At 69.2% G+C, this 22,481-nt stretch carries 20 protein-coding genes; 10 read left to right on the top strand and 10 right to left on the bottom strand.

What is annotated here, in order from left to right:
• The first annotated feature begins 20 nt into the window (after positions 1–20).
• Together TCCBUS3UF1_RS11795 and TCCBUS3UF1_RS05810 are read left to right on the top strand one after the other, a co-directional pair.
• Positions 21–161: a hypothetical protein gene (locus tag TCCBUS3UF1_RS11795; RefSeq protein ID WP_014515581.1), complete on the top strand. Its 141-nt coding sequence runs from the start codon at positions 21–23 to the stop codon at positions 159–161.
• A gap of 33 nt (positions 162–194) precedes the next feature.
• A complete protein-coding gene (locus tag TCCBUS3UF1_RS05810) occupies positions 195–1,421 on the top strand; it encodes an aminopeptidase (RefSeq protein WP_014515580.1) in 1,227 nt (408 codons plus the stop codon).
• Between the two features lie 90 nt (positions 1,422–1,511).
• Here the strand turns inward: TCCBUS3UF1_RS05810 and TCCBUS3UF1_RS05805 are convergent, their stop codons facing one another.
• Genes TCCBUS3UF1_RS05805 through hslO form a run of 3 tightly spaced genes read right to left on the bottom strand, consistent with a single transcriptional unit; the run spans position 1,512 to position 4,215 of the window.
• Entirely contained in the window at positions 1,512–2,750 is a 1,239-nt protein-coding gene (locus tag TCCBUS3UF1_RS05805; RefSeq protein ID WP_014515579.1) for an aminotransferase class I/II-fold pyridoxal phosphate-dependent enzyme, read from the bottom strand.
• Positions 2,751–2,766: 16 nt separating this feature from the next.
• Positions 2,767–3,180, bottom strand: coding sequence for a universal stress protein (locus TCCBUS3UF1_RS05800; RefSeq protein ID WP_014515578.1), 414 nt, complete (start codon positions 3,178–3,180; stop codon positions 2,767–2,769).
• Between the two features lie 12 nt (positions 3,181–3,192).
• Positions 3,193–4,215, bottom strand: a complete 1,023-nt coding sequence (hslO, locus tag TCCBUS3UF1_RS05795; RefSeq protein ID WP_014515577.1) for an Hsp33 family molecular chaperone HslO — start codon at positions 4,213–4,215, stop codon at positions 3,193–3,195.
• Between the two features lie 37 nt (positions 4,216–4,252).
• Here hslO and cysS point away from each other — a divergent pair, with 37 nt between their 5' ends.
• Positions 4,253–5,692: a cysteine--tRNA ligase gene (gene cysS / locus TCCBUS3UF1_RS05790; RefSeq protein ID WP_014515576.1), complete on the top strand. Its 1,440-nt coding sequence runs from the start codon at positions 4,253–4,255 to the stop codon at positions 5,690–5,692.
• 66 nt (positions 5,693–5,758) lie between these two features.
• Here cysS and TCCBUS3UF1_RS05785 read toward each other — a convergent pair whose 3' ends face one another.
• The 5 genes from TCCBUS3UF1_RS05785 to TCCBUS3UF1_RS05765 all read right to left on the bottom strand — a co-directional run bounded on the left by TCCBUS3UF1_RS05785 (position 5,759) and on the right by TCCBUS3UF1_RS05765 (position 14,869).
• Positions 5,759–7,492: an acyl-CoA dehydrogenase family protein gene (locus TCCBUS3UF1_RS05785; RefSeq protein WP_014515575.1), complete on the bottom strand. Its 1,734-nt coding sequence runs from the start codon at positions 7,490–7,492 to the stop codon at positions 5,759–5,761.
• 9 nt (positions 7,493–7,501) lie between these two features.
• Complete coding sequence (locus TCCBUS3UF1_RS05780; RefSeq protein ID WP_014515574.1) at positions 7,502–8,695, bottom strand: thiolase family protein; 1,194 nt, start codon at positions 8,693–8,695, stop codon at positions 7,502–7,504.
• Between the two features lie 10 nt (positions 8,696–8,705).
• Entirely contained in the window at positions 8,706–10,997 is a 2,292-nt protein-coding gene (locus TCCBUS3UF1_RS05775; RefSeq protein ID WP_014515573.1) for a 3-hydroxyacyl-CoA dehydrogenase/enoyl-CoA hydratase family protein, read from the bottom strand.
• A 73-nt stretch (positions 10,998–11,070) separates the two neighbouring features.
• Positions 11,071–14,007, bottom strand: coding sequence for a transcription-repair coupling factor (mfd, locus tag TCCBUS3UF1_RS05770; RefSeq protein WP_014515572.1), 2,937 nt, complete (start codon positions 14,005–14,007; stop codon positions 11,071–11,073).
• Positions 14,008–14,032: 25 nt separating this feature from the next.
• Positions 14,033–14,869 (bottom strand): DegV family protein, encoded by an 837-nt coding sequence (locus TCCBUS3UF1_RS05765; protein WP_014515571.1) that lies wholly within the window; start codon positions 14,867–14,869, stop codon positions 14,033–14,035.
• Positions 14,870–14,920: 51 nt separating this feature from the next.
• Between TCCBUS3UF1_RS05765 and TCCBUS3UF1_RS05760 the strand changes: the two genes are divergently transcribed.
• The 3 genes from TCCBUS3UF1_RS05760 to TCCBUS3UF1_RS05750 are packed head-to-tail and all read left to right on the top strand — an operon-like array spanning position 14,921 to position 17,890.
• On the top strand, positions 14,921–15,499 hold the full coding sequence (locus TCCBUS3UF1_RS05760) for a pyroglutamyl-peptidase I (protein WP_014515570.1): 579 nt from the start codon (positions 14,921–14,923) through the stop codon (positions 15,497–15,499).
• Positions 15,496–16,662 (top strand): lipid-A-disaccharide synthase-related protein, encoded by a 1,167-nt coding sequence (locus TCCBUS3UF1_RS05755; protein WP_014515569.1) that lies wholly within the window; start codon positions 15,496–15,498, stop codon positions 16,660–16,662. The genes TCCBUS3UF1_RS05760 and TCCBUS3UF1_RS05755 overlap by 4 nt, the downstream gene beginning before the upstream one ends.
• A 16-nt stretch (positions 16,663–16,678) precedes the next feature.
• Positions 16,679–17,890, top strand: a complete 1,212-nt coding sequence (locus TCCBUS3UF1_RS05750) for a glycosyltransferase family 4 protein (protein ID WP_014515568.1) — start codon at positions 16,679–16,681, stop codon at positions 17,888–17,890.
• On the opposite strand, the gene TCCBUS3UF1_RS05745 is transcribed toward TCCBUS3UF1_RS05750, so the two are convergent.
• Positions 17,829–18,512: a glycosyltransferase gene (locus tag TCCBUS3UF1_RS05745; protein WP_041433787.1), complete on the bottom strand. Its 684-nt coding sequence runs from the start codon at positions 18,510–18,512 to the stop codon at positions 17,829–17,831. The two genes, TCCBUS3UF1_RS05750 and TCCBUS3UF1_RS05745, sit on opposite strands and share 62 nt — an antisense overlap.
• A gap of 14 nt (positions 18,513–18,526) precedes the next feature.
• Between TCCBUS3UF1_RS05745 and TCCBUS3UF1_RS05740 the strand changes: the two genes are divergently transcribed.
• On the top strand, positions 18,527–19,693 hold the full coding sequence (locus TCCBUS3UF1_RS05740) for an MFS transporter (RefSeq protein WP_014515567.1): 1,167 nt from the start codon (positions 18,527–18,529) through the stop codon (positions 19,691–19,693).
• Positions 19,684–20,862 carry a polysaccharide deacetylase family protein gene (locus tag TCCBUS3UF1_RS05735; protein ID WP_014515566.1) on the top strand — a complete coding sequence of 393 codons (1,179 nt, stop codon included), beginning with the start codon at positions 19,684–19,686 and terminating at the stop codon, positions 20,860–20,862. The genes TCCBUS3UF1_RS05740 and TCCBUS3UF1_RS05735 overlap by 10 nt, the downstream gene beginning before the upstream one ends.
• Here the strand turns inward: TCCBUS3UF1_RS05735 and mnmD are convergent.
• Positions 20,771–21,424 carry a tRNA (5-methylaminomethyl-2-thiouridine)(34)-methyltransferase MnmD gene (gene mnmD / locus TCCBUS3UF1_RS05730; protein WP_041433786.1) on the bottom strand — a complete coding sequence of 218 codons (654 nt, stop codon included), beginning with the start codon at positions 21,422–21,424 and terminating at the stop codon, positions 20,771–20,773. The genes TCCBUS3UF1_RS05735 and mnmD overlap by 92 nt on opposite strands.
• Before the next feature lie 20 nt (positions 21,425–21,444).
• Between mnmD and TCCBUS3UF1_RS05725 the strand changes: the two genes are divergently transcribed.
• Both TCCBUS3UF1_RS05725 and gatC read left to right on the top strand, forming a co-directional pair.
• Complete coding sequence (locus TCCBUS3UF1_RS05725; protein ID WP_014515565.1) at positions 21,445–22,188, top strand: DUF554 domain-containing protein; 744 nt, start codon at positions 21,445–21,447, stop codon at positions 22,186–22,188.
• A 21-nt stretch (positions 22,189–22,209) separates the two neighbouring features.
• Positions 22,210–22,479 carry an Asp-tRNA(Asn)/Glu-tRNA(Gln) amidotransferase subunit GatC gene (gene gatC / locus TCCBUS3UF1_RS05720; protein WP_196793705.1) on the top strand — a complete coding sequence of 90 codons (270 nt, stop codon included), beginning with the start codon at positions 22,210–22,212 and terminating at the stop codon, positions 22,477–22,479.
• The last annotated feature ends 2 nt before the right edge of the window (positions 22,480–22,481 follow it).

Below are 22,481 nucleotides of genomic sequence, written 5' to 3'. Positions count from 1 at the left end.
TTTGCCTGTAGCATAAGGGTATGCCCGCCTTCTGGCGCTACGCCCTAGCCCTGGCCCTGGTCCTCTTGGCCCTGGCCCTCGAGGCCCACCGCGCCCCCCTCCTCCTCCTGGCGGGCCTGGCCCTCCTTTTGGGCAGGCCCCGGACCTGCCCCCGGGCTTGACGGAAAGGCCCTAAGAGGCAAAGACTTGGGGGCGTGAGCGCGTTTGCCGAGAAGCTGGAGAAGCTGGCCGAGCTGGCCATCCGCGTGGGCCTCAACCTGGAAAAGGGGCAGGAGATCATCGCCACCGCCCCCCTCGAGGCCCTGGACTTCGTGCGCCTCCTCGCGGAAAAGGCCTACCGGGAGGGGGCAAGCCTCTTCACCGTGATCTACGGGGACAACGTCCTCTCCCGCAAGCGCCTTTCCCTGGCCCCCGAGGAGGGGCTGGACCGGGCCCCGGGGTGGCTTTACGAGGGCATGGCCAAGGCCTTCCGCGAGGGGGCAGCCCGCCTGGCCGTAAGCGGCAACGACCCCAAGGCCCTAGAGGGCCTGCCCCCCGAGCGGGTGGGCCGGGCCCAGCAGGCCAACAGCCGGGCCTACAAGCCCGCCCTGGAAGCCATCACCGAGTTCGTCACCAACTGGACCATCGTCCCCTTCGCCCACCCCGGGTGGGCCAAGGCCGTCTTCCCCCACCTGCCGGAGGAGGAGGCGGTGAAGGCCCTATGGGAAGCCATCTTCCAGGCTACCCGGGTGGACCAGGAGGACCCCGTGGCCGCCTGGGAGGCCCACAACCGCGCCCTGCACGCGAAGGTGGCCTACCTGAACGCCCGGCGCTTCCAGGCCCTCCACTTCCGCGGCCCGGGCACGGACCTCACCGTGGGCCTGGCCGAGGGCCACCTCTGGCGGGGCGGGGCCACGCCCACGCAGAAGGGGCGGCTTTGCAACCCCAACCTGCCCACGGAGGAGGTCTTCACCGCCCCCCACCGGGAACGGGTGGAAGGGGTGGTGCAGGCCAGCCGCCCCCTGGCCCTGGGAGGGCAGCTGGTGGAGGGGATCTGGGCCCGGTTCGAAGGGGGCTACGCGGTGGAGGTGGGGGCCAAGCGGGGGGAGGAGGTCCTCCGCCGGGTTCTCTCCACCGACGAAGGGGCTAGGCGCCTGGGGGAGGTGGCCCTGGTGCCCGCGGACAACCCCATCGCCAAGACCGGCCTGGTCTTCTTTGACACCCTCTTTGACGAAAACGCCGCCAGCCATATCGCCTTCGGCCAGGCCTACACGGAAACCCTCGAGGGCCGGCCCACGGGGGAAGACTTCCGGAAACGGGGCGGGAACGAGAGCCTGGTGCACATTGACTGGATGATTGGCTCGGGGGAGATGGAGGTGGATGGGCTCCTAGAGGATGGGACCCGGGTTCCCCTGATGCGCCAGGGGCGGTTTGTGATCTAAAGGCCTGGCCCCGGGGTTAGCCCCGGGGTTGGCCTTGGCCCTTCTTGTGAAGAAAAACACGATACTGCCAGCTCGTGCTTTTCCTCTCCCCTACACAGCCGCCAGGGCCTCCTGAAACCAGGCCAGGAGGTCCTCCGGGGCCTCCAGGCCCACGGACACCCGCACCAGCCCCGGGGTGACGCCGGCCTCGAGGCGGGCCTCCTCCTTGAGGCGGCTGTGGGTGGTGGTCCAGGGGTGGACCAGGAGGGTGCGGGCGTCCCCCAGGTTGGGGGCCTTGAGGAGGCGGATGGCCCCGAGGAAGCGGCTTGCCGCCTCCTGGCTCCCCAGGTCCAGGGTAAGGATGGGCCCCCCCGAGGCCAGGTACTTCTGGGCGTTCCCGTAGGCGGGGTCGCCGGGCAGGCCGGGGTAGCGCAGGGCCTTGACCTTGGGGTGGCCCAGGAGGGCCTCGGCCAGGCGGAGGGCGGTGGCGCTCATCCGGGCCACCCGGAGGGCCACGGTCTCCAGGCCCTGGAAGAGGAGGTAGGCGTGGAAGGGGGAAAGGGCCATGCCCATGAGGGAAAGCCCCAGGGTGCGCACCCTCTCCGGGTAGCAGCGGGGGCCCAAGGCCTCCCAGGGGACCTGGCCCCTCAGGTCCTTTTGCTGGAACTGGGGAAAGCGGGCAAAGAGCTCCGTGGCCCGGGAGAGCACCGCCCCCCCAAGGACCGAGCCGTGCCCCGAGGCCCACTTGGTGAGGCTTTCCACCACCACGTGGGCCCCCCACCTGAGGGGCTGGGCCAAGGCCCCCGCGGCCCCGAAGGTGTTGTCCACCACCAGGGCCACCCCTTCCGCCTCCGCCAGGGCGGCCAGGGCCTCGAGGTCCGGCACCAGGAGGGCGGGGTTGGCCACCGTCTCCACGAAAATGGCCCGGGTGGCGGGGCTCAAGGCCGCCCGCACCGCCTCCGGGGTGGGGTCCACGTAGCGCACCCGCACCCCCATGGGCCCCAGGACCTGCTGGAAAAGCCCGATGGTCTGGCCAAAAAGCCCCTTGGCCGCCAGCACCTCATCCCCTGGGGAGAGGAGGGCGAAAAGGGCGGCGAAGGTGGCGGCCTGGCCGCTGGCCAGGACCACCGCCTCCAAGGCCCCTTCCAGGGCCTTAAGCCTTTCCTCCAGGGCCTTGCCCGTGGGGTCCTTCTGCCGGGCGTAGACGTAGCCCTCCCCGGTGGCGAAGCGGGCGGCCCCCTCCTCCAGGGTGCGGAAGCCGTAGGCGGCCACGGCGTAGATGGGCAGGCCCACCGCCCCATAGGGGTCCTCCGGCAGACCGGCCAGCACCGCCTGGGTTTCGTACTCCACCTTATCCCTCCTAGTCCTAGCGCACCAGGAGGACAGGACAGGGGGCCTCGGCCACCACCTTCTGGCTTTGGCTGCCCAGGAAGAGGCTCCCCAAAGCCCCCAGGCCCCGGGTGCCCATCACGATGAGGTCGGCCCTTTCCCCCAGGGCTGCCTCCAGAATGGCCTCGGCGGGCCGCCCCTCCAGGAGGAGGGCCTCCTCCCGGGGAACCCCGGTCAGGGCCACCGCCTCGGCCAACACCCCTTCCGCCCGCTCCAGGCGCCGCTTCAGGGCCTCGGCGAAGTAGGGCTCCCCCAGGTAGTCGGGCACGGGCTCGTAGACGTGCACCACCACCAGCCTGGCCCCATGGGCCTCGGCCTCGGCCTTGGCCACCGCCGCCGCCCGCTTGGCGTGGTCCGAGCCGTCGTAGGCCAAGAGGATGGTCCGGAACATGCCCCTAGCTTATCAAGCCTGGGGCCGGCCCACGGGGAGCTCCACCTTTCGCCCGCAGCGGCAAGTCTCCCCCTCGAGGCGGAAGACCGTGCCGTCGGCCCTGGGGTAAAGCCAGAGGGTACCGCAATCCGGGCAGCGCACCTCGGCCACCAGGGAGCGGATCTCCTCGGGGGAGAAGCGGTAGACCTCGGCGCACCAGTGGCAGACCACCTCCGCCCCCCCGTCCTGGACGATCATCTCCTCCCGCTCCTCGGGGGTGAAGAAGACCAGGGCCTCCAGGGCCTTCTCCCGGGTGCAGCGGCAGCGGAAGCGGACCGGGATCTCGTTCAAGGGGTACCCCAGGGCCCGCAGGTCCGTGCGGGCGAAACCCAGGCCCTCAAGGAGGACCTCCAGGCTCCCCTCCAGGCCCCTTTCCCGCAGGAGGGGGGTGATCCCGCCGAGGCCACCCAGGTTGGCCTCGAGGCGGCGCAGCACCGCCTCGGGGGCCTCGGGCATCACCTGGACCGCCACACCCCCCGCCACCTCCACCTCCCCTTCCCCCTTGACCCGGACCCCCAGGAGGACCGCGGAGGGGATCTGCTCCGACTGCCAGAGGTAGTGGGCCAGGTCCTCGGCCATCTCCCCCGAGACCAAGGGGACGGCGCTGGTGTAGATCTCCCCGTTGGGCAGGCTCCGGTCCACCCGGAGGAAGCCCCCCCCCACCAGTTCCCCCACGTTGAGCTTGCCGTCTTGGCGGAGGGGGACCTCGGCCCCGGGGTTTTGGACGTAGCCCCGCACATGCCCTAGGGCGTCCGCCTCCACCACCATTCCCCCCAGGGGCCCCGTGCCCTCCACCCGCAGGGTGAGCCGCTCCTTGGGGGTCTTGAGGAGAAGCTGGGCCAGGAGGAGGGCCCCGGTCATAGCCCGGCCAAGGGCGGCGGTGGCCGTGGGGGAAAGGCCGTGGCGCCGCCGCGCCTCCTCCACCACATCCGCGGTGTCTGCGGCTGCCACCCGCAGGTGCCCCTCCCCTGCCAAGCCCCTCAGGATCCTTCCCATACCCCGCCATTATGCCACGGGGCCCTATAATCGCCCTATGGGCCTGGTCATCTACGACACCCTGCAGCGCGCCAAGGTACCCTTCGTCCCCGCCATCCCGGGGCACGTGGGCATCTACGTCTGCGGCCCCACCGTTTACGCCGACCCCCACCTGGGCCACGCCCGAGGGCCCATCGTCTACGATGTCCTCCGCCGCTACTTCCTCCACCAGGGGTACAAGGTGCGCTTCGTCTCCAACATCACCGACGTGGGCCACCTCACCGACGACGCCGACCAGGGGGAGGACAAGATCCAAAGGCGGGCCAAGCTGGAACAGCTGGAGCCCATGGAGGTGGCGGAGAAGTACACCTGGAGCTACTTTGACGCCATGGGGGCCCTCAACGTCCTGAGGCCCTCCATCGCCCCCAGGGCGAGCGGCCACATCCCCGAGCAGCTGGAACTGGTGGAGCGCCTCATCAAGCTGGGCTTCGCCTACGAGCGGGAAGGGAGCGTCTACTTCCGCGTGCGGGCCTTCCCCGAGTACGGCAAGCTTTCCGGGAAAAAGACCGAGGAGCTCCGCGCCGGGGCCCGGGTGGAGGTGCGGGAGGAGAAGGAAGACCCCCTGGACTTTGCCCTGTGGAAGCGGGCGGAGCCGGGGCACCTCATGCGCTGGAAAAGCCCCTGGGGGGAAGGCTACCCGGGCTGGCACATTGAGTGCACGGCCATGAGCCTCAAGTACCTGGGGGAGGGGTTTGACCTCCACGCTGGGGGGATAGACCTGCAGTTCCCCCATCACGAGTGCGAGATCGCCCAGGCCGAGGCCGCGGGCTACCGCTTTGCCCGCCACTGGATGCACCACAACCACGTGCTCTTGGAGGGGGAGAAGATGGCCAAGAGCACGGGGAACCTGGTCCTCCTCCACGATCTCCTGAAGGCCCACGAGCCCATGGCCGTGCGCTTTTATCTCCTGCAGACCCATTACCGCAGCCCCATGGACTTCACCTGGGAGGGCCTCGAGGCCGCCAAGCGCGGCTACGCCCGCCTCCTCCAGGCCTACCGGGAGGTGCGGGCCCGCAAGGAAAGCGCTCCCCCGGGGACCACCCCGGGGCTAGAGGGAGGCCTGGATGCCCTGGAAAAGGCCTTCATGGAGGCCATAGAGGACGACCTCTCCACCCCGGAGGCCCTGGCCGCCTTCTTCACCTTTCTGCCCGAGCTGAACCGCCTCCTGCCCGAGGCGGGGCGGGATAGCCTGGAACGGGCAGCCCAGGTGTTCCACGCCCTAGGGGAAGGCATCCTGGGACTTTTTCCGGAAAGGGTGCTGGAGGGAAGGGTTTCGGGCCCCCTCCTGGAGGGGCTTATCGGCCTCCTCTTGGAGCTTAGGGAGGAGGCACGGCGGGCCAGGGACTTCGCCAAGAGCGACCTTATCCGCGAGCGGCTTAAGGCCCTGGGCGTCCTGGTGGAGGACACCAAGGAAGGCCCCAGGTGGCGGCTCCAATAGGCCCCCTCCAGGCCTAGCCGGTAAAAATCCCCGGGGAAACCCCCGGGGAAAGGGGAACCCCAAACCTCAGCGGGGAAGGGGGTAGCCCTCGGCCTCGAGGACCGCCGCCGCAATCTCCCGCCGCAGGGCCACCAGATCGGTGGGCTCCCGCTTGGTGAGCCGACGGGCAGCAGAGTAGACCACCCGGGCCTCGTCCCCCTCCACCAGGCGGGGCAGGACGGCCAAGGCCCCCGCCTGGGCCCGGTCCAGGGCCTGGGCCAGGTAGAGGCGGGCCATGGGCAAGGCCACCCCCCCAAGCCGCCTGGCCCGGAGGAGGGCGCTCTCCGCCGCGTAGGCGTCAATGAGGATGTCCGCCGCCGCCCCCAGGACCTCCTGCTCCTCCTCCACCTTGGTGCCGTACTTCTGGGCGGCCAGGCCCGCCACCATGAGGGCGAGCTTCTTAAGCCCAGCGATCTGGTGCATCTCCAGATCCTCGGGCTCCTCAAAGCTGGGCTCCAGAAGCTCCTTTTGCAACTTCATGGCCGCCTGGAAAAGGGGAAGCTGCCCCTTGAGGGCCCGCCTTAGGAGCATCCCGGGGATGAGAAGGCGGTTGATCTCGTTGGTGCCCTCAAAGATACGGTTGATGCGGGCGTCGCGGTAGGCCCTCTCAATGGGGTATTCCTGGGAGTAGCCGTACCCCCCGTGGATCTGCACCCCTTCGTCCACCACGTAGGAGAGGACCTCGGAGCCCAGCACCTTGATGATGCTGGCCTCCACGGCGTACTCCTCAATGCCCGCCATCACCGCCTCCGCCCCCTTCTTGCCCCAAAGGGCCTCGTCGATGAGGCCCACCGTACGGTAGACGGCGCTCTCGGCGGCGTAGATGCGGCTGGCCATCTCGGCAAGCTTCTGCTGGATGAGGCCAAAGCTGCTGATGGGCCGGCCAAACTGGTGCCGCTCCTTGGCGTACTTGGCGGAAAGCTCCAGGGCCTTCTTGGCCCCGCCCACCGCCCCTGCCCCCAGCTTGTAGCGGCCCACGTTGAGGACGTTGAAGGCGATCTTGTGCCCCTTGCCGATCTCCCCCAGGACGTTCTCCACGGGCACCTTGACGTCCTCCAGGATCACCTGGCGGGTGCTGGAGGCCTTGATGCCCATCTTCTTCTCCTCAGGGCCGAAGGAGAGGCCAGGGGTGCCCCGCTCCACCAGGAAGGCGGTGAAGTGCTCCCCGTCCACCTTGGCGAAGACGGTGAAAAGGTGGGCAAAGCCAGCGTTGGAGATCCACTGCTTCACCCCGTTCAGGACGTAATGCTTCCCGTCCTCGGAGAGGGTGGCCCGGGTCTTGGCCGCCAGGGCGTCGGAGCCAGAACCGGGCTCGGTGAGGCAGTACGCGGCGATCCACTCCCCGCTGGCCAGCTTGGGAAGGTATTTCCGCTTCTGCTCCTCGGTGCCGAAGTAGACCAGGGGCAGGGTACCGATGGAGGTGTGGGCCCCGTAGGTCACGGAAAAGCCGCCGCTGCCCGAAAGCTCCTCCGCCACCACCGTGGAGATGACCTTGGGCAGGTCCAGCCCCCCGTACTCCTCGGGGACGTCAATCCCTAAAAGGCCCAGCTCCCCCGCCTTGCGCATGAGGGGCACGTTGAGCTCCAGCTCCCCATGCTCCATGCGCTCCAGGAGGGGGAGGACCTCCTTTTCCACGAAGGTGCGGGTGGTCCGGGCGATCTCCTTGACGCTTTCGTCAAAGTCCTCTGGGGTGTAGACCCGCTCCGGGGTTTCCAAAAGCCAGCCGCCGCCTTTTTGCCAAAGCTTCTTGTCCTCCACCATGGTCGCCTCCTATGCCGGATACACCTCAAACACGCCGGCAGCCCCCATGCCGCCGCCGATGCACATGGTCACCAGGCCGTACCCCCCGCCCCGGCGGGCGAGCTCGCTGATGAGCTGGGCAGTAAGCTTGGCCCCCGTGGCCCCCAGGGGGTGGCCCAGGGCGATGGCCCCGCCGTTGACGTTGGTCTTCTCCTCGGGCATCCCTAGGGCGCGCATCACCGCCAGCACCTGGGCGGCGAAGGCTTCGTTGAACTCAATGAGGTCGATCTGCTCCAGGGTAAGGCCCGCGCGCTTGAGGGCCTTGGGCACGGCCTTGACGGGGCCAATGCCCATCACGTCGGGCTCCACCCCGGCCACGGCGAAGCTAAGGAAGCGGGCCAAGGGCTTTAGGCCCAGGGCCTCGGCCTTCTCCCGGCTCATGACCACCAAGGCCGCCGCCCCGTCGGAGTAGGGGCTGGCGTTGCCGGCGGTGACCGTGCCCCCCTTCTTGAAGGCGGGGCGGAGCTTGGCCAAGGCCTCCAAGGAGGTGTCCGGGCGGACGGTCTCGTCCCGGCTAAACGTCACCTCCTCCACCACCTTTTTGCTCCCCTGGTAGCGCACCTTGGGCACCCGGATGGGCACCACCTCGGGGAAGCGGCCCTCGGCCCAGGCCTGGGCCGCCCTTTGGTGGCTGCGCAGGGCCCAACGGTCCTGATCCTCGCGGCTGATGCCAAAGCGCTCCGCCACCCGTTCGGCGGTGAAGCCCATGCCGATGTAGGTGGAGTAGCCCTCGGGGCTCCAGGCGGTGGGGGTGAGCTCGGGGTGGAGCCGGGTATGGAAGCCGGACATGGGCACCTGGCTCATCATCTCCACCCCACCGGCCAAGACCGCGTCGGCCATCCCGGTCATCACCGCCTGGGCGGCCATGGCCACGGTCTGGAGGCCGGAGGAGCAGAAGCGGTTGACCGTGGCCCCTGCCACCTCCACGGGGAAGCCCGCCCTCAAGAGGGCCAGCCGGGCGATGTTGAGCCCCTGGGCCGCCTCGGGCATGGCGCACCCCCAGAGGACATCCTCCAGTTCCTTGGGGTCCAGGCCGATCCGCTCCACCGCCCCCCGCATCACCTGGGCCGAGAGGTCCACGGGGTGGAGCTCCGCCAGGGCCCCGTCCTTCTTGCCCCGGGCCACGGGGCTACGCACGGCACTCACGATTACGGCTTCCTGCATGGTCCCACCTCTAGTTCCTAAGGGGCTTCCCCGTCTTCAGGGTGTAGGCGATGCGCTCCTGGGTCTTCTTGGTGCCGAGGAGCTTCAAGAAGGCCTCCCGCTCCAGGTCCAGAAGGTCCCACTCGGAAACCTCCCGGGCCGGCCCCTCCCCACCGGAAAGGACGTAGGCGATCTCCAGGCCGATGCGCAGGTCGTGGTCCGAGATCTCCCCCGCCTCGCGGAAGGCCCAGACGGCGTAGCGCAGGTTGCCCAGGGCCTCGCTACCCAGGACACGGATCCTGGGCGGAAGGGGCGGGCGGTAGTCCGGGGCAAGCTCCAGGACGCGGCGCTTGGCGTCGGCCAGGAGGAAATCCCGGTTCATGCTGATCCGGTCCCGGTCGCGGAGGAAGCCCATCTTCTTGGCCTCGAGGGCGCTGGTGGAAGTCTTGGCCAAGGCGATGAGGTTGAAGGCCCGCTTCACCCCCTCAAAGGGATCGGCCTCCTCGTAAGGGGCAAGCTCCGCGGTAAAGCGAAGGAGCATCTCCTTGGTGCCGCCCCCCGCGGGGAGAAGCCCTACCCCCGCCTCCACCAGGCCCATGTAGAGCTCGGCGTGGGCCTGGACCGCATCGGCGTGCAGGGTGAACTCCGCCCCACCCCCCAAGGTGAGGCCGAAGGGGGCCACCACCACGGGGAAGGGGCTGTAGCGCAGGGACATGGAGGCCTTCTGGAACTGGCGCACCGCCAAGGAAAGCTCGTCCCAGTCCCCTTCCTGGGCCGTGGAGAGGATCAGGGCCAGGTTGGCCCCCGCGGAGAAGGCCCGGGGGTCCTCGTTGCCGATGACCAGGCCCAGGTACCCTTTGGCCTCCACGTACTCCAGGCTCTTCTGGAGGGTGCGGATCACGCCCTCCCCGATGGCGTTCATCTTGGTGCGGAACTCCAGGAGGGCCACCCCGTCCCCCAGGTCCAGGAGGGCGGCCTCCTTGCTCTCCAAAAGGGTCTTGCCCTCGGACTTAAGGGCCTTGAGGGAGATGACCCCTTCCCGCTTGGGCAGAGGGTGGTAGGCCCCGTCAAAGCCCAGGTAGGTGCCGTTCCGGTAAAAGGCCCCCTGGGCCTTCTGGAAGAGGGCGGGCTCGGGGAGGCCGTGCTCGGCGAAGAGGGCCCGCAGCCTTTCGTGCCCCACCGCGTCCATGTTCTTGAAAGGACCCTGCTCCCAGCCGAAGCCCCACTCCAGGGCCTGGTCCACCGCCAGGAGGTCGTAGGCGATCTCCTCGGCCTTTTCCAGGGTGTAGTGGGAGGTGCGGGCGAAAAGCTCCCGCAGGAAGGCCCCGTACTTGCCCGGCAGGTCCAAAGCCCCCCGAAGCCTTTCGGCCAAGGGCAGGTCGCGGAGGGCCTTCAGCTCGGGCAGGTCGGGCTTGGCCTGGGGGGCGTACTCCAGGGTGCGGTAGTCCAGGGTGTGGATCTCCCCGTTCACCCGCCGGTAGAAGCCGGCCCCGCTCTTCTCCCCCAGCCGGCCCTCCTCCACCAGCTTCAAGACCCAAGGGGGCAGGGAGAAGTCCTCCCCCGTGGCGTGGGAAAGCTCCTCGGTGACCAGCTTGAGCACGTCCAGGCCCGTGAGGTCAGCGGTGCGGAAGGTGGCGGAGTTGGGCCGGCCCAGGAGGGGCCCGGTGAGGGCGTCCACCTCGTCAATGGTGAGGCCGTGCTTCTCCATGAGGCGTACCGCCTGGGCCATGCCGTAGACCCCCAGGCGGTTGGCGATGAAGCCGGGCCGGTCCTTGGCTAGGACCGTGCCCTTCCCCAGGATGCGCTCGCCGAAGCGGCGGATCTCCGCCAAGACCTCAGGGGCGGTCTCCGGGGTGGGGATGAGCTCCAGGAGGTGGAGGTAGCGGGGCGGGTTGAAAAAGTGGGTGCCGAGAAAGCGGCGGCGGAAGCCCTCGGAGCGCCCCTCCAGGAGGACCTGCATGGGGATGCCGCTGGTGTTGGAGCTAACGATGGCCGTGGGCTTGAGGATGGCCTCGAGGCGCTCGTAAAGGGCCCGCTTGGGTTCGGGCTTCTCGATGATGGCCTCCACCACCCAGTCGCACTCGGCCAGCTTCCCCAGATGGTCCTCGGTGTTGCCGATCTCCACGTAACGGGCCAGCTCGGGGTCCATGAAGGCCGCCGGCTTGGCCTTGAGCGCCCGCTCCAACCCCTTCTTGGCCCACTCGTTGCGGTCTTCCTTGCCCGGGATGTCCAGGAGGACCACCGGGATCCCGGCGCTGGCCACCAGGGCGGCGATGCCGCTACCCATGGTTCCCGCGCCCACCACGCCAACCTTTTTGATCATGGCCACCTCCTTATACTGAGTCAAAGTTTACGCCCACTGCCCGGGGCTGTCAAAGGGGGAAACCCCTTTTGGACTAGCGGTCGGCGAAGAGGTAGAGGACCTGCAGCAAGGCCTCGGGGTACTCCCGGGGCCTTAGGCCCTTCTTTTCCAGGCGGAAGCCCGGGGGGTACTGGGTGAGCTCCACCCGGAAGGGGAGGCCCCGGAGGCCCTTGGCGTCGTAGTCCAGGGGCCAGCGGGGGAAGACCGCCTGCAGGTGGGTGAGGTCCTCGGTGAGGGAAAGCACCCCCTTGCGCTCGGCCACCAGGCGGAGCCGGGCCAGGTTGACAAAGTTCTCCGCCTCCTCGGGCAGGGGGCCGTAGCGCTCCTTGAGTTCCTGCACCAGGCGGGAAAGCTCCGCCAGGCCCTTGGCCTCGGCGAAGCGGCCATAGTAGCGGCTTCGGGCCTCGAGGCTCGGCACGTACTCCGCGGGCAATCGGGAGGACAGGGAGAGGTCCAGGGTTACCTGGGGCCGCTCCTCCCGGACCTCCCCCTTGAGCCTGCGGATGGCCTCCTCCAGGAGTTCCGTGTAGACCTCGAGGGAGAGGGCGCGGATATGCCCGTGCTGCTCCGGGCCCAGGAGGTTGCCCACCCCCCGGATCTCCATGTCCCTTTCCGCCAGCAGGTGGCCCGAGCCCAGGTCGGAGAGGTCGGCGATGGCCAAAAGCCGCTTCTCCGCCCCTTCGGTGAGCCGGGGAGGGTGGAAGAGGTAGGCGTAGGCCTCCTGGTCCCGCCGCCCCACCCTCCCCCGGAGCTGGTACAGGGTGGCGAGGCCCAGCCGGTCTGCCCGCTCAATGAGGATGGTGTTGGCCTCCCCCACGTCCAGGCCCGACTCGATGATGGTGGTGGCCAGGAGCACGTCGTAGGCGCCCTCGGCGAAGAGGAGCATGGTCTCCTCAATAAGCCCCTCGGGCATCTGGCCGTGGACCACCCCGATCCGGGCCTCGGGCACCAGGGCCTCCAGGTAGCGCCGCCGGCCCTCAATGGAGGCCACCCGGTCGTGGACGTAGAAGGCCTTCCCCCCCCGCTCCAGCTCAAAGAGGATGGCCTCCCGCACCAAGAGGGGGTCAAAGGGGGCCAGGAAGGTGTGGATGGGCTTCCGTCCCGGGGGTGGGGTCTGGATGCTGGAGAGGTCCTTCAGGCCCACCAGGGCGGAGTAGAGGGTGCGGGGAATAGGGGTGGCGGAGAGGTAGAGGGTGTCCACCTCGGCCTTGAGTTCGCGGATCCGCTCCTTCTGGGCCACGCCGAAGCGGTGTTCCTCGTCCACGATGAGGAGGCCCAGGTCGCGGAAGCGCACGTCGGGCTGGAGGAGGCGATGGGTGCCGATCACGATGTCCACCCCCCCTTCCGCCAGGCCCCTCAGGATGGCCTCCTCCTCCTTGGGCGGGGTGAAGCGGGAGAGGACCCCCACGCGTACGGGAAGCCCCTGGAAGCGCTCGCGGAAGGTCTTGCCGTGCTGCTCCGCCAAGAGGGTGGTGGGCACCAAAAAGGCCACCTGGGCCCCATGCCCCACCACCCGGTGGGCGGCCCGCAGGGCCACCTCCGTCTTGCCAAAACCCACGTCCCCCGAGATCAGGCGGTCCATGGGACGGGGAGCCTCGAGGTCGCGGAGCACCTCCTCCAGGGCCTGCCTCTGGTCGGGGGTGAGCTCATGGGGAAAGCCCGCCTCCACCAAGGGGTCCCACTCCGGCAGGGGGGGAAAAGACCGGCCCGGGGTGGCCTGGCGCTTGGCCTGGAGGACGAGAAGCCGCTGGGCCAGGGCTTCCACGTCCTTCCTGGCCTTTTCCTTGGCCCGCTGCCACTCCCCCTTGCCCAAGGAGGAAAGTTCCGGCGGGTCGTCGGTGGTGCCGGGGTGGCGCTTCAGGAGGGGAAGCTGCTCCACGGGCAGGTACAGCCGCCCCTCCCCCCGGTAGCGCAGGACCAGGTAGTCCCGCCTGACCCCCAGGACCTCCCGGGTCTCCAGGCCCAGGTACTGGCCGATGCCGTGCTCGGGGTGGATGAGGAAGTCCCCCGGGGAAAGGGCCCCGGGGTCGGTAAGCCCCTCCCCCCGGCGAAGCCTTCCCCGCACCCCCCCGGTGGCGAAGACCAGGGCCTCGGTGAGGAGGACCTCCTCCCCCCAGACCGCCCCCCCCTCAAAGGCCCCGGGCAGGAGGGAAAGCCGCCCTTTGGGCCCAGGAAAGCGCTCCAGAACCAGGGGGTTATAAGGGGCCAGCCGCCCCTTCAGGTACTCCAGGGTGCGCCGGTGCCCTACGAAGAGGCTCACCCGTCTGCCCTCGGCCAGCCAGCGGGAGAGGTCCCGTTCCAAGGCCTTGAGGCTCCCCCGGTAGGGGGGCAGGGCCTGGACCCCAAGCTCCTTAGGGGGCAGCTCCACCCCGCTCCCCAGGGCCACCCAGGGCCGCCCCACCAGGAGGGGCCAAAGCTCCCTGGGGGCCAGGGCCGGGGTGTCCAGGTAGACGGGGCCAGGAAAGTGGCGGACCTTTTGGCTGGGGAAGCCCTCGGCCTTGCCCGGCTTGGGCAGGAGGACGTGCCGCCCCCGGGGCTCACCCCCCACGAGGAGCCTTTCCAGCTCCTCCCCAAAGAACTCCAGCCGCACCTCCCCAAGCTCCAGGACCTCCCCCAGGACCCGGTAGTCCTCGTCCCGGGCGTAGCCCATGCGGAGGAGGCGGGCCAAAAGCTCCTCCCGCCCGTACCGCCGCCCCACCTCCAGGACCAGGCGCCAGGCGGTAGGGTCCTCGGGAAAGGGAGCCAGGGCCTCCTCGTAGCTCAGGACGAAGAGGGCCTTCTCCTCCAGGGCCTCGAGGCCAGGGTTGGGGTAAACGGGCACGCCGAAGGCGGAGAGGTCCCGGTAACGGCGCACCCGGTCGGCGGGGGCCAGGAGGAGGGCGGGCCTCCGCTCCTGGGAAAGGAGGAAAGCCGCCGCCACCTGGGGCAGGACCACCCGGTGGCCATACAGCGCTTCCAGGGCCATTTCCATGGGCTAGGCCCCGAAGGGCCAAAGGCTATTCTAGCGCGTAGGCATGGACCGCCAAAGCCCCCAGGCCCACGTTGGCCGCGATGGTGGCCCCCGAGCGGGTGATCCGCCCCCGCTCCAGGCGCAAGGCGCTTTCCAGGCCCCGCTTCAGGCCCTCCACCCACTCGGGCTTGGCGTCGGTGTGGGCGATGGTGATGCGGGCCGTCTTCCCCCGGAACTCCTCCAACACCAAGCGGGCCAAAGCCTCGGGCACCGCGGCCTCCCGGGCCACCTTGAGAAAGCGGATATGCCCCTTTTCGATGCGCAGGATGGGGCGGAGGCCCAGAAGGTTCCCCACCACCTCCCCAAAGCGGGGCAGGCGGCCGTTGCGGGCCAGGTGGGAGAGGTCGGCCACGCTGAAGTAAAGGCTGGAGCGCTTCATGCGCTCCATTTCCCGGACCACCTCTTCCTCCTCGGCCCCTTGCCGGAGCATCTCCACCGCCCGGAGGACCATGGCCCCAAGCCCAGCGGAAACCATCCCCGTGTCCACCACCCGGATGCGGGTGGGGGCCACCTTGAGGGCCGCCTCCCGCGCCCGCTCCACCGTCTTGGAAAGCTCCCCGGACACGTGGAGGGAGAGGATGCGGTCGTAGACCTGGAGGTAGCGCTCGTAAACCTCGGCGAAGTCCTCCACCGTAGGGGGTTCGGTGACGGGCTCCGCCCCGGCCCGGATGGCTTGGTAGAGGGCATCGGGGGTGAGTTCCTCCCAGTCCTTGTACCTGCGTCCCCCCAGGTGGACATAGATGGGCACCAGGCCCACCGCCTCCTCTTGAAGGATCTTGGGGGAAAGGTCCGCTGCCGTATCGGTTATCAGGCCCAGTTCCACGCCCCCCATCTTATACCCGGTCAAAGGTGAAGCGGCTATAATGGCGGGCGCATGATCCTGGTGACCGGCTTCGAACCCTTTGGGGGAAGCGCCCATAACCCCTCCGCCGCCCTCCTCCCCCTGCTCCCTGAGGCGGTGAGGGGAAGGCCCTTGCATAAGGCGGTGCTGCCCGTGGACACCCAAGGACTCCCCCAGGCCCTAGCCGCCCTCCACGCCCGGGAGCCGGAAGCCGTCCTCCACCTGGGGCTAGCGGAGGGAAGAGCCCTCCTCACCCTGGAGCGGCTGGCGGTCAACCTCTTGGACTTTGACCGCCCTGACAACCGCGGGGTCCAGCCCCAAGACCTCCCCGTGGTCCCGGGAGGCCCTTTGGCCTTACCGGCGCGCTTTCCCCTGAAAGAAGCCCTGCGCCGCCTGGGGGAGGCCGGCATCCCAGCCCGGCAGAGCCTTTCGGCGGGGAGCTACCTTTGCAACCAGGCCTTCTACCTTTCCCTCTACCACCTCCCTGAAAAGGTACCCGTGCTTTTCGTCCACCTACCCCCGGACGAAACCCTCGCCCAAAAGAAGGGCACGGCCTATGTCCCCCTGGCGGAGCAGGCCAGGGGCGTACGCCTGCTTTTGGAGATGCTGTGAGGGTTCTCTTCGTTTCCAACGGCCCCACGGAAGATGCCATCGGCGCCCGCATCGCCCAGGGTTTGGGCCTCGAGGTCTACGCCCTGCCCCTGGTGGGCCGGGGCCTGGCCTACGAGGGCGTGGCCCGGGAAGTCCTGGGTCCCCGCCAGGAGATGCCCTCTGGGGGCTTCCTTTTCGGCAGCCTGGGCAACCTCCTGGCCGACCTGCGGGCGGGGTTTCTTTCCATGAGCCTGGCCCAGTGGCGCGCCGCTTGGCGTTTCTCCGCCGAGGCGGTGGTGGTGGTGGGGGATGCCTATGCCCTTAGCGTGGGCCTGTTGGCCGCCCGGGGAAAACCCCTATACCATGTCAACCCCCTGGTATCCGCCCACTACCTGGAACAGGCCAGCCCCTGGGAGGTGCTCTTGGACTGGGGCGGCAGCGACTTTACCCCTTACGAACGGCTGCTCCAGCGGCGGGCGCGGGCGGTCTTCGTCCGCGACGGGGCAAGCCTTCAACGGTTGCGTCGCCTCGGGGTGGCCCACGCTTACTTCTATGGCAGTTTCGCCATGGACCTCCTCTCCCCCCCCGAGCGGGACCTCACCCCCCTTCTGGGCCAAGCCCCCCTCCTGGCCCTCCTTCCGGGAACCCGGGGGGACGAGGCCTTCAGCCTGCCGCGGATGCTGGAGGCCAGCCGCCATATCCCCCTAACGGCAGCCGTGGCCTGGCCCAAGGCCTGGGAGGCCCTCCCTCCCCTGCCGGGCTGGAATCCCCAGTGGGAGGATGCCCAAAGCCTACGCCTAGAAAGGGAAGGCCATAGGGTGTGGGTGCTGCGTGGAGCCTTTTCCGCCATCCTGCACCGAAGCCGCCTGGCCCTGGCCACGGCAGGTACCGCGGCGGAACAGGCCGCCGGCCTGGGCATCCCCATCGTGGCCTTTCCCACGCCTGGACCGCAGTACACCCGGGCCTTCGCCCGCAGGCAAAAACGCCTGCTGGGCGAGGCTTTGCATCTGGTGGAACCCGACCCCTACCGCATCGCCGGCCAGGCCCTCCTCCTGCTCCAGGCGGAAGCGCTCTACCGCAGAGCCAGCCAGGCGGGACGGGAACGCATCGGCCCCCCCGGCGGGATTAGGGGGACGCTAGAGCATATCCGGCGGGACCTGCTCCCCCCAGGGGGGCAACCTTGAGGTAAGCTAAGCGGGCATGCGTCTTTACCGCGTAGGCCTCTTTACCGATGTCTACTTCCCCAACCCCAACGGGGTCACCACCAGCGTTTACCTCCTCCTGCGGGAGCTGAGGCGCATGGGCCACGAGGCCTGGGTGGTGGCCCCCCGCCACCCTGAGGCCCCCGAGAACGAAGAGGGGGTGGTGCGGGTCCCCTCGGTAGCCTACCCCTTCTACGAGGGGCAGCAGATCGCCCTGCCTTCTGCGCGCCACCTGCCCACGGAGTTTGAGCTCATCCACACCCACACCCCCCTGACCCTGGGGGTATGGGGCCTGAGGATCGCCCGCAACAAGGGCCTGCCCCACGTGTCCACCTTCCACACCCATTACGAGAAATACGCCCACTACGTGCCCGGCTTGGCCATCCTGGACAAGTACACGGGCATCGTACCCCGGCTGGCCAAGGCCTTTTACAACCGGGTGGAGGTGGTCATCGCCCCCACGGAGCCGGTCAAGCGGTTGGCGGAGGGTTACGGCATCGAGCGGCCCATCCGGGTCATCCCCACCGGCATTGACAACCGCCTCCTGGAGGAAGCCCCCCTCCCCTCCCCTTCCCCCTGGCCGGAAGGGACCCGGCGGCTCATCACCGTGGGGCGCCTGGGCAAGGAGAAGTCCTTTGACGTGGTCCTCCGGGCGGTGGCGGAGCTGGCCAAGGCCGAAGAGGTCTTCCTGGTGCACATCGGGGAAGGCCCGGAGCTCCAGGCCCTAGAGCACCTGGCCCAAGCCCTGGGGATCGCCGAGAGGGTACGCTTCCTGGGCCCTGTGCCCTACAGGCGCATCGGCGGCTACTACCGCATGGCGGAGCTCTTCCTTTTCGCCAGCGAAACGGAAACCCAAGGGCTGGTCATCTGGGAGGCCCAGGCCATGGGGGTGCCCGTGGTGGCCGTGGGGGCGGAGGGAACCCTGGAAGGGGTGGAAGAGGGCAAAACGGGCTACCTGGTTCCTCCCGGGGACTTCCAGGCCCTGGCGGAAAAGGCCCTGGGGCTCCTAAGGGACGAGGAAGCGCGGCGGCGCATGAGCCTACTGGCCCGGGCCTGGGCCATGGAGCGCTCGGCGGAGCGCATCGCCGAGAAGATCGTGGCCGTCTACGACGAGGCCAGCGAGATCCTGCGGGCCGAACCCAAGCGGCTCATCTTCCCCTTTCCCCGCCTTCCCCAAAGTAGCCTCGAGGATCGCCCAGGAGGTTTTTAGCCTGCCGGAGGAGGAACCTCCCCCAGCCTCCCTGCAAGCGCCGGGCCGAGGTGAGGACCAGGGCCTCGGGCACATAACGCACCGGCCCCAACCGGGAAAGCTTCCAACCCAAGAGCACGTCCTCCCGGGCCTCCACCTCGGGGAACCCCCCCACCGCCAGGGCGGCCTCCCTCTGCACCATGAGGTTGGCCCCAGCCAGGTTGGGCCTCCCCACCCAGGCCATGAGGTGGAGAAAGGCCCGGTAGCCCCACTCGGAAAGGGCCGCCTCCCAAGGGGAAACCCCGTAGAAGCGCAAGGGGCCGTACAGGGCCACGGCCCCCTGGGCGCGGCGGGCCAGGGCCTCCAGCCAGGTGGGGAGGGGAAGGGAGTCGGCATCGGTCATGGCCACCCACTCCCCCCGGGCCGCAAGCAGCCCCGCCTGGCGGGCGTAGGCCACCCCTTTCCGCCCGCAGTGGACCACCCGCACCCCGAAGGCCTCGGCCACCGCCCGGGTGCGGTCGGTGGAGGCGTTGTCCACCACGATGACCTCCAAGGGGGGTAGGGTCTGCCCCAAGAGGGCCCGTAGGGCCTGGGGCAGGAAGGCTTCCTCGTTGTGGGCGGGGACCACCACGCTGATCCGCACGGGTATACTTTAGCGTGTTTCGCTACCTGCCGTGGACCAGGGAGGGGCTTTCCGTCTTCCTTCGCCTGGTCTTGGCCGTGGGCCTCATGGAGGGGGTGCGGAGCGGCTACTTTGCGGGCCTCCTGCCCTTTTACGCCCCCGAGTACCTCCACCTTGGCCCCTCGGTTTTCACCCTGGCCTTCACCCTGCACCAGCTGGCGGAGAACCTCTCCAAGAGCTTCGGGGGCCTTTTGGCGGAGCGGGTGGGCTTTGGCCGGACGGCCACCCTGGCCGCTGCCTTTGGGCTGCTGGCCCTGCTCCTTACCCCCCAGGCCCACGCGGCCTGGACCCTTTGGGGGCTGGGTCTGGCCTGGGGGCTTTCCATGTCCACCCTTTACCCCGGGCTCATGACCCTGGCCAGCCGCATCGCCGTACCTGGACGGGAGGCACGGGCCCTTTCCTTCACCTTCACCCTGGTCCTGCCCTGGGCGGGGATCGGCCTGGTGGGGGTAGGGCAGGTGGCCCAGCGCCACCCGGAAGCCGCCCTCACCCTTCTCCTGGGGGCCCAAGGGGTCGCCCTCCTTCTGGCCCTAAGCCTCCTCGCCTTCCGCATCCCCATCCCCCGGAAGCGGGGGGAAACCTACCCGTGGGGGCGCCTGCTCCTTTTCCTGCCCGCGGCCTTCGGCCAGACCTTCGCCCCGGCCCTGGTTTCCCTCTTCCTCCTGCGCTTCGCCAAGGAGAGCCTGGGCCTCGAGCCCATAGAGCTGGGAGGGCTTTTGCTCCTGGGCGGTGGGCTGGCCTTCGGCCTCCTACCCCTTACGGGCCGGCTGGTGGACCGCCGGGGGTACCGCCTGGCCTTGGTGGGAGGCCTAGCCCTTTTGGGAGGGGTGATGTTCCGCCTGGGCTTCGCCTCCTCGGTGGGGGAAACGGCCCTCCTGGCCCTCCTGGCCGGGGTGGGCTTCAGCCTCTTTATGCCGGGATGGAACGGTTTTCTGGCCAAAAACCTTCCTGAGGAGAACCGGGCCGCCATCTGGGGCGGGCTGATGACCGCGGAGGGACTGGGGGTGGCCCTGGGGCCAGCGTTCGGGGGGGTGCTGTGGGAGGTCTTGGGGTTTAGGGCTCCCTTCCTGGTAGGAGGGGGCATCTTCCTGGCCCTAAGCCTCTTCTACGCCTGGGTGTTCTGGAGGGGCCGGTGGAGCTAGCCCTAGGGGTCCTCCTCGTCTATGGCCTCGCCGACCTCCTCTTCCGCTTCCTGGGCCTGGGAGCCTACGCCCACGGCTCCCGGCGGGAACCCAAGGTGGCCCTCACCTTTGACGACGGCCCCTCGGAAAGGACCGAGGCCCTCCTGGCGCTGTTGCGCCGGCACGGGGTCAGGGCCACCTTCTTCCTCACGGGACAGAGGGCCAAGGCCCACCCCCACCTGGTGGCGGCCCTGAAGGCCGAAGGCCACCAGGTGGAGGACCACGGGGAGCTTCACCAGGCCCTAAGGCTCTTCCTCCCCTGGGTGGAGTGGCGGCACATGGCCCAAAACCCCGGGCGCTACTACCGCCCCCCCCACGGCCTCCACACCCCTTTCACCCGCCTCTTTGCCCGGCGCCTGGGCAAGCGGATCGCCCTGTGGGACCTGGAAAGCAAGGACTGGCTGCCCCTATCCCCGGAAGCCCTGGCGGAAAGGCTCCTCTACTACCTGCGCCCAGGCTCGGTGGTCCTCCTCCACGACGGGCCCGAACGCACCCTGCGCCTTTTGGAGATCGCCTTGCCGCAGATGCTGGCCCTGGGCTACCGTCCCGTGACCCTGGACGAGCTTTCCCCCAGGCCCCTTACCCCGAGGCTTGCCCTCCTCCGCGCCCTCCAGGGCTTTGAGGAACGGTACAACCGGAAGCACCGGGTGGAGCGGGCGGGGCTTGGCCCCTTTGACCTCTTCCGGGTGGAGAAAAAGCCCTTTCCCGGGCCTGACCTCCCTGGCTTCCCCAAGGGCACGCTGGCCTTGGAGCTCCACCTGGAGAGCCAGCGGGCCATGGAGCTTTCCCCCTTTGAAACCATCCGCCATGTACGGGAAAGCCTCAAGAAGGTGGCGGCCAAGGTGGCGGCCGACCCCGAGGTGCGCCTGGTCTACGGCCACAGCTACCTGGCCCAAGGAAGCCGGCTTTTTGGCTTCCATACGGTCCCCCTGCCCCCTTGGCCCCGCCTGGTGGCCACGGTAAGCAGCGCCTGGTTCCTCTGGCTCTACCGGGGGGAACTCCCGCGCTGGGAGCGGGCCTGGGCCGAGCTGGGTTACCTCAGCCGGGAGGAACTCCTACGGCGATTCCCACCGTCCACTCCCGCTTCCCCACCCCCCGCACCCGGTGCAGGGCAAAGCCCGCCTCCTTGAGGGCCCGGCGGAAGGCCCCCTGGGCCGAGTAGGTAACGAGGCGCCCACCCCGCCTCAGGGCCCGGCGGAGCTTCTTCAACACGGGCAGGCCCCAGGGGCCGGGGTTCACCCGGGGGCTGAAGGGGTCCAGGTAGACCGCGCTGGCCCAATGGAAAGGGAGGGGGGCCTCCTCCACCCCGGCGAAGACCACCCGTAGCTCCCCCCAGGGACCGGCAAAGCGCTGGGCGGGCCAGGCCTCGAGGATCTCCTCAAAAACCCCCTCGGCCCGGGGTAGGGGCAGGCGCACCTGGGCCAGGAGGGAGGCGGGCAGGGGCTCCCGCTCCACCGCCAGGTAGCGCAGGGGAACCCCCCGGGCCAGGGCGTTTTCCAAGGTGACCCGGAAGTTCACCAAAAGGCCCAGCCCCACCTCCAGCACCCGGGGAGCAGGGTGGAGATGGGTGCGGCTTCCCTCCAGGTAGAGCCGCCGGGCCTGGAGGAGGGCCCCTTGCCGGGGATGGTAGGCCTCGAGGTAGCCGGGGTGGAAAAGGGTGGGGGTGCCGTCCCCCGTGGGGAGAAGCTCCATCTTGGACTAGAATACCCGGCATGGAGCTCTCCCTTTTGGACAAACTTTCGGGAACCCTGGCCAACGCCCTCACCGTGGTCCTGGGCACGGGGCTGGGCCTGGCCCTAAGGGGAAGGCTCCCCGAGGCCATGGCCCGCATCCTGGTCCAAGGGGTGGGGCTCACCACCCTCTTCATCGGCTTTTCCATGGCCGGCGCCCTGGGCAAGGCCAAGGGAGGGGCGGTGGACGGGGTGGTCCTGGGGCTCGTGGCCCTGGTCCTGGGGGGGCTCCTGGGAGAATGGGGGCGAATTGAGGAGGCCTTGGAAGGCCTGGGGGAGCGGATCAAGCAGGCGGTACGGGGGGGAGGGAGCTTCACCGAGGGCTTCGTGGCCGCAAGCCTCCTCTTCTGCGTGGGCCCCATGACCCTCCTGGGCTCCATGCAAAACGGCCTCACCGGGGACGCCAGCCTTCTCCTCCTCAAGGCCACCCTGGACGGGCTTTCCGCCATCGCCCTCACCAGCTCCTTTGGGATCGGGGTGGGCTTCAGCGTCCTGGTCATCCTCCTCTACCAGGGAGGGGTGGCCCTCCTGGCCGGCTTCCTGGCCCAACTCCTCCCCGAGCCGGCCACCGACCCCCGGGTCCTCCTGGTGACCGGGGTGGGGGGGCTCATGGTCCTGGGGGTGGGGATCAACCTGCTGGGGCTAGGCCGCATCCGCGTGGCCTCCTTCCTGCCGGCCCTCCTCCTCGCCCCCTTGGTCTGGTGGCTGGCCGCGTGGCTTTCCTGAGGGCGGGGTAAAATGCCTGGCATGGAGCTTTCCCCCGAGCTTTTGCGCAAGCTGGAGGGCTTGGCCAAAATCCGCCTCTCGCCCGAGGAAGAGGCCCTCCTCCTCGCCGACCTCAAGCGCATCCTGGAGTTCGTGGACGCCCTTCCCCAGCTGGAGGAAACCGGGGAGGAGGAGGCCAGGGGCCGCCTGCGGGAGGACGAGCCCCGCCCCTCCCTGTCCCAGGAAGAGGCCCTGGCCCTGGCCCCAGACCGGGAGGAAGGCTTCTTCCGCGTGCCCCCGGTGTTGGAGTGAAG

This window comes from Thermus sp. CCB_US3_UF1 (assembly GCF_000236585.1).
In the GTDB taxonomy this organism is placed as follows: Bacteria; Deinococcota; Deinococci; order Deinococcales; family Thermaceae; genus Thermus.
Note: the sequence above shows the minus strand (reverse complement) of the source record. Positions and strands in the feature narration are given on the sequence as shown.

Excerpts from the sequence above, each read along its gene's own strand:
- mnmD (WP_041433786.1), bottom strand. The coding sequence starts at position 21,424 with ATGGAGCTTCTCCCCACGGGGGACGGCACCCCCACCCTTTTCCACCCC.
- TCCBUS3UF1_RS05780 (WP_014515574.1), bottom strand. The coding sequence starts at position 8,695 with ATGCAGGAAGCCGTAATCGTGAGTGCCGTGCGTAGCCCCGTGGCCCGG.
- TCCBUS3UF1_RS05775 (WP_014515573.1), bottom strand. The coding sequence starts at position 10,997 with ATGATCAAAAAGGTTGGCGTGGTGGGCGCGGGAACCATGGGTAGCGGC.
- TCCBUS3UF1_RS05750 (WP_014515568.1), top strand. The coding sequence starts at position 16,679 with ATGCGTCTTTACCGCGTAGGCCTCTTTACCGATGTCTACTTCCCCAAC.
- TCCBUS3UF1_RS05760 (WP_014515570.1), top strand. The coding sequence starts at position 14,921 with ATGATCCTGGTGACCGGCTTCGAACCCTTTGGGGGAAGCGCCCATAAC.
- hslO (WP_014515577.1), bottom strand. The coding sequence starts at position 4,215 with ATGGGAAGGATCCTGAGGGGCTTGGCAGGGGAGGGGCACCTGCGGGTG.
- mfd (WP_014515572.1), bottom strand. The coding sequence starts at position 14,007 with ATGGAAATGGCCCTGGAAGCGCTGTATGGCCACCGGGTGGTCCTGCCC.
- TCCBUS3UF1_RS05725 (WP_014515565.1), top strand. The coding sequence starts at position 21,445 with ATGGAGCTCTCCCTTTTGGACAAACTTTCGGGAACCCTGGCCAACGCC.
- TCCBUS3UF1_RS11795 (WP_014515581.1), top strand. The coding sequence starts at position 21 with ATGCCCGCCTTCTGGCGCTACGCCCTAGCCCTGGCCCTGGTCCTCTTG.
- TCCBUS3UF1_RS05785 (WP_014515575.1), bottom strand. The coding sequence starts at position 7,492 with ATGGTGGAGGACAAGAAGCTTTGGCAAAAAGGCGGCGGCTGGCTTTTG.
- TCCBUS3UF1_RS05800 (WP_014515578.1), bottom strand. The coding sequence starts at position 3,180 with ATGTTCCGGACCATCCTCTTGGCCTACGACGGCTCGGACCACGCCAAG.
- cysS (WP_014515576.1), top strand. The coding sequence starts at position 4,253 with ATGGGCCTGGTCATCTACGACACCCTGCAGCGCGCCAAGGTACCCTTC.
- gatC (WP_196793705.1), top strand. The coding sequence starts at position 22,210 with ATGGAGCTTTCCCCCGAGCTTTTGCGCAAGCTGGAGGGCTTGGCCAAA.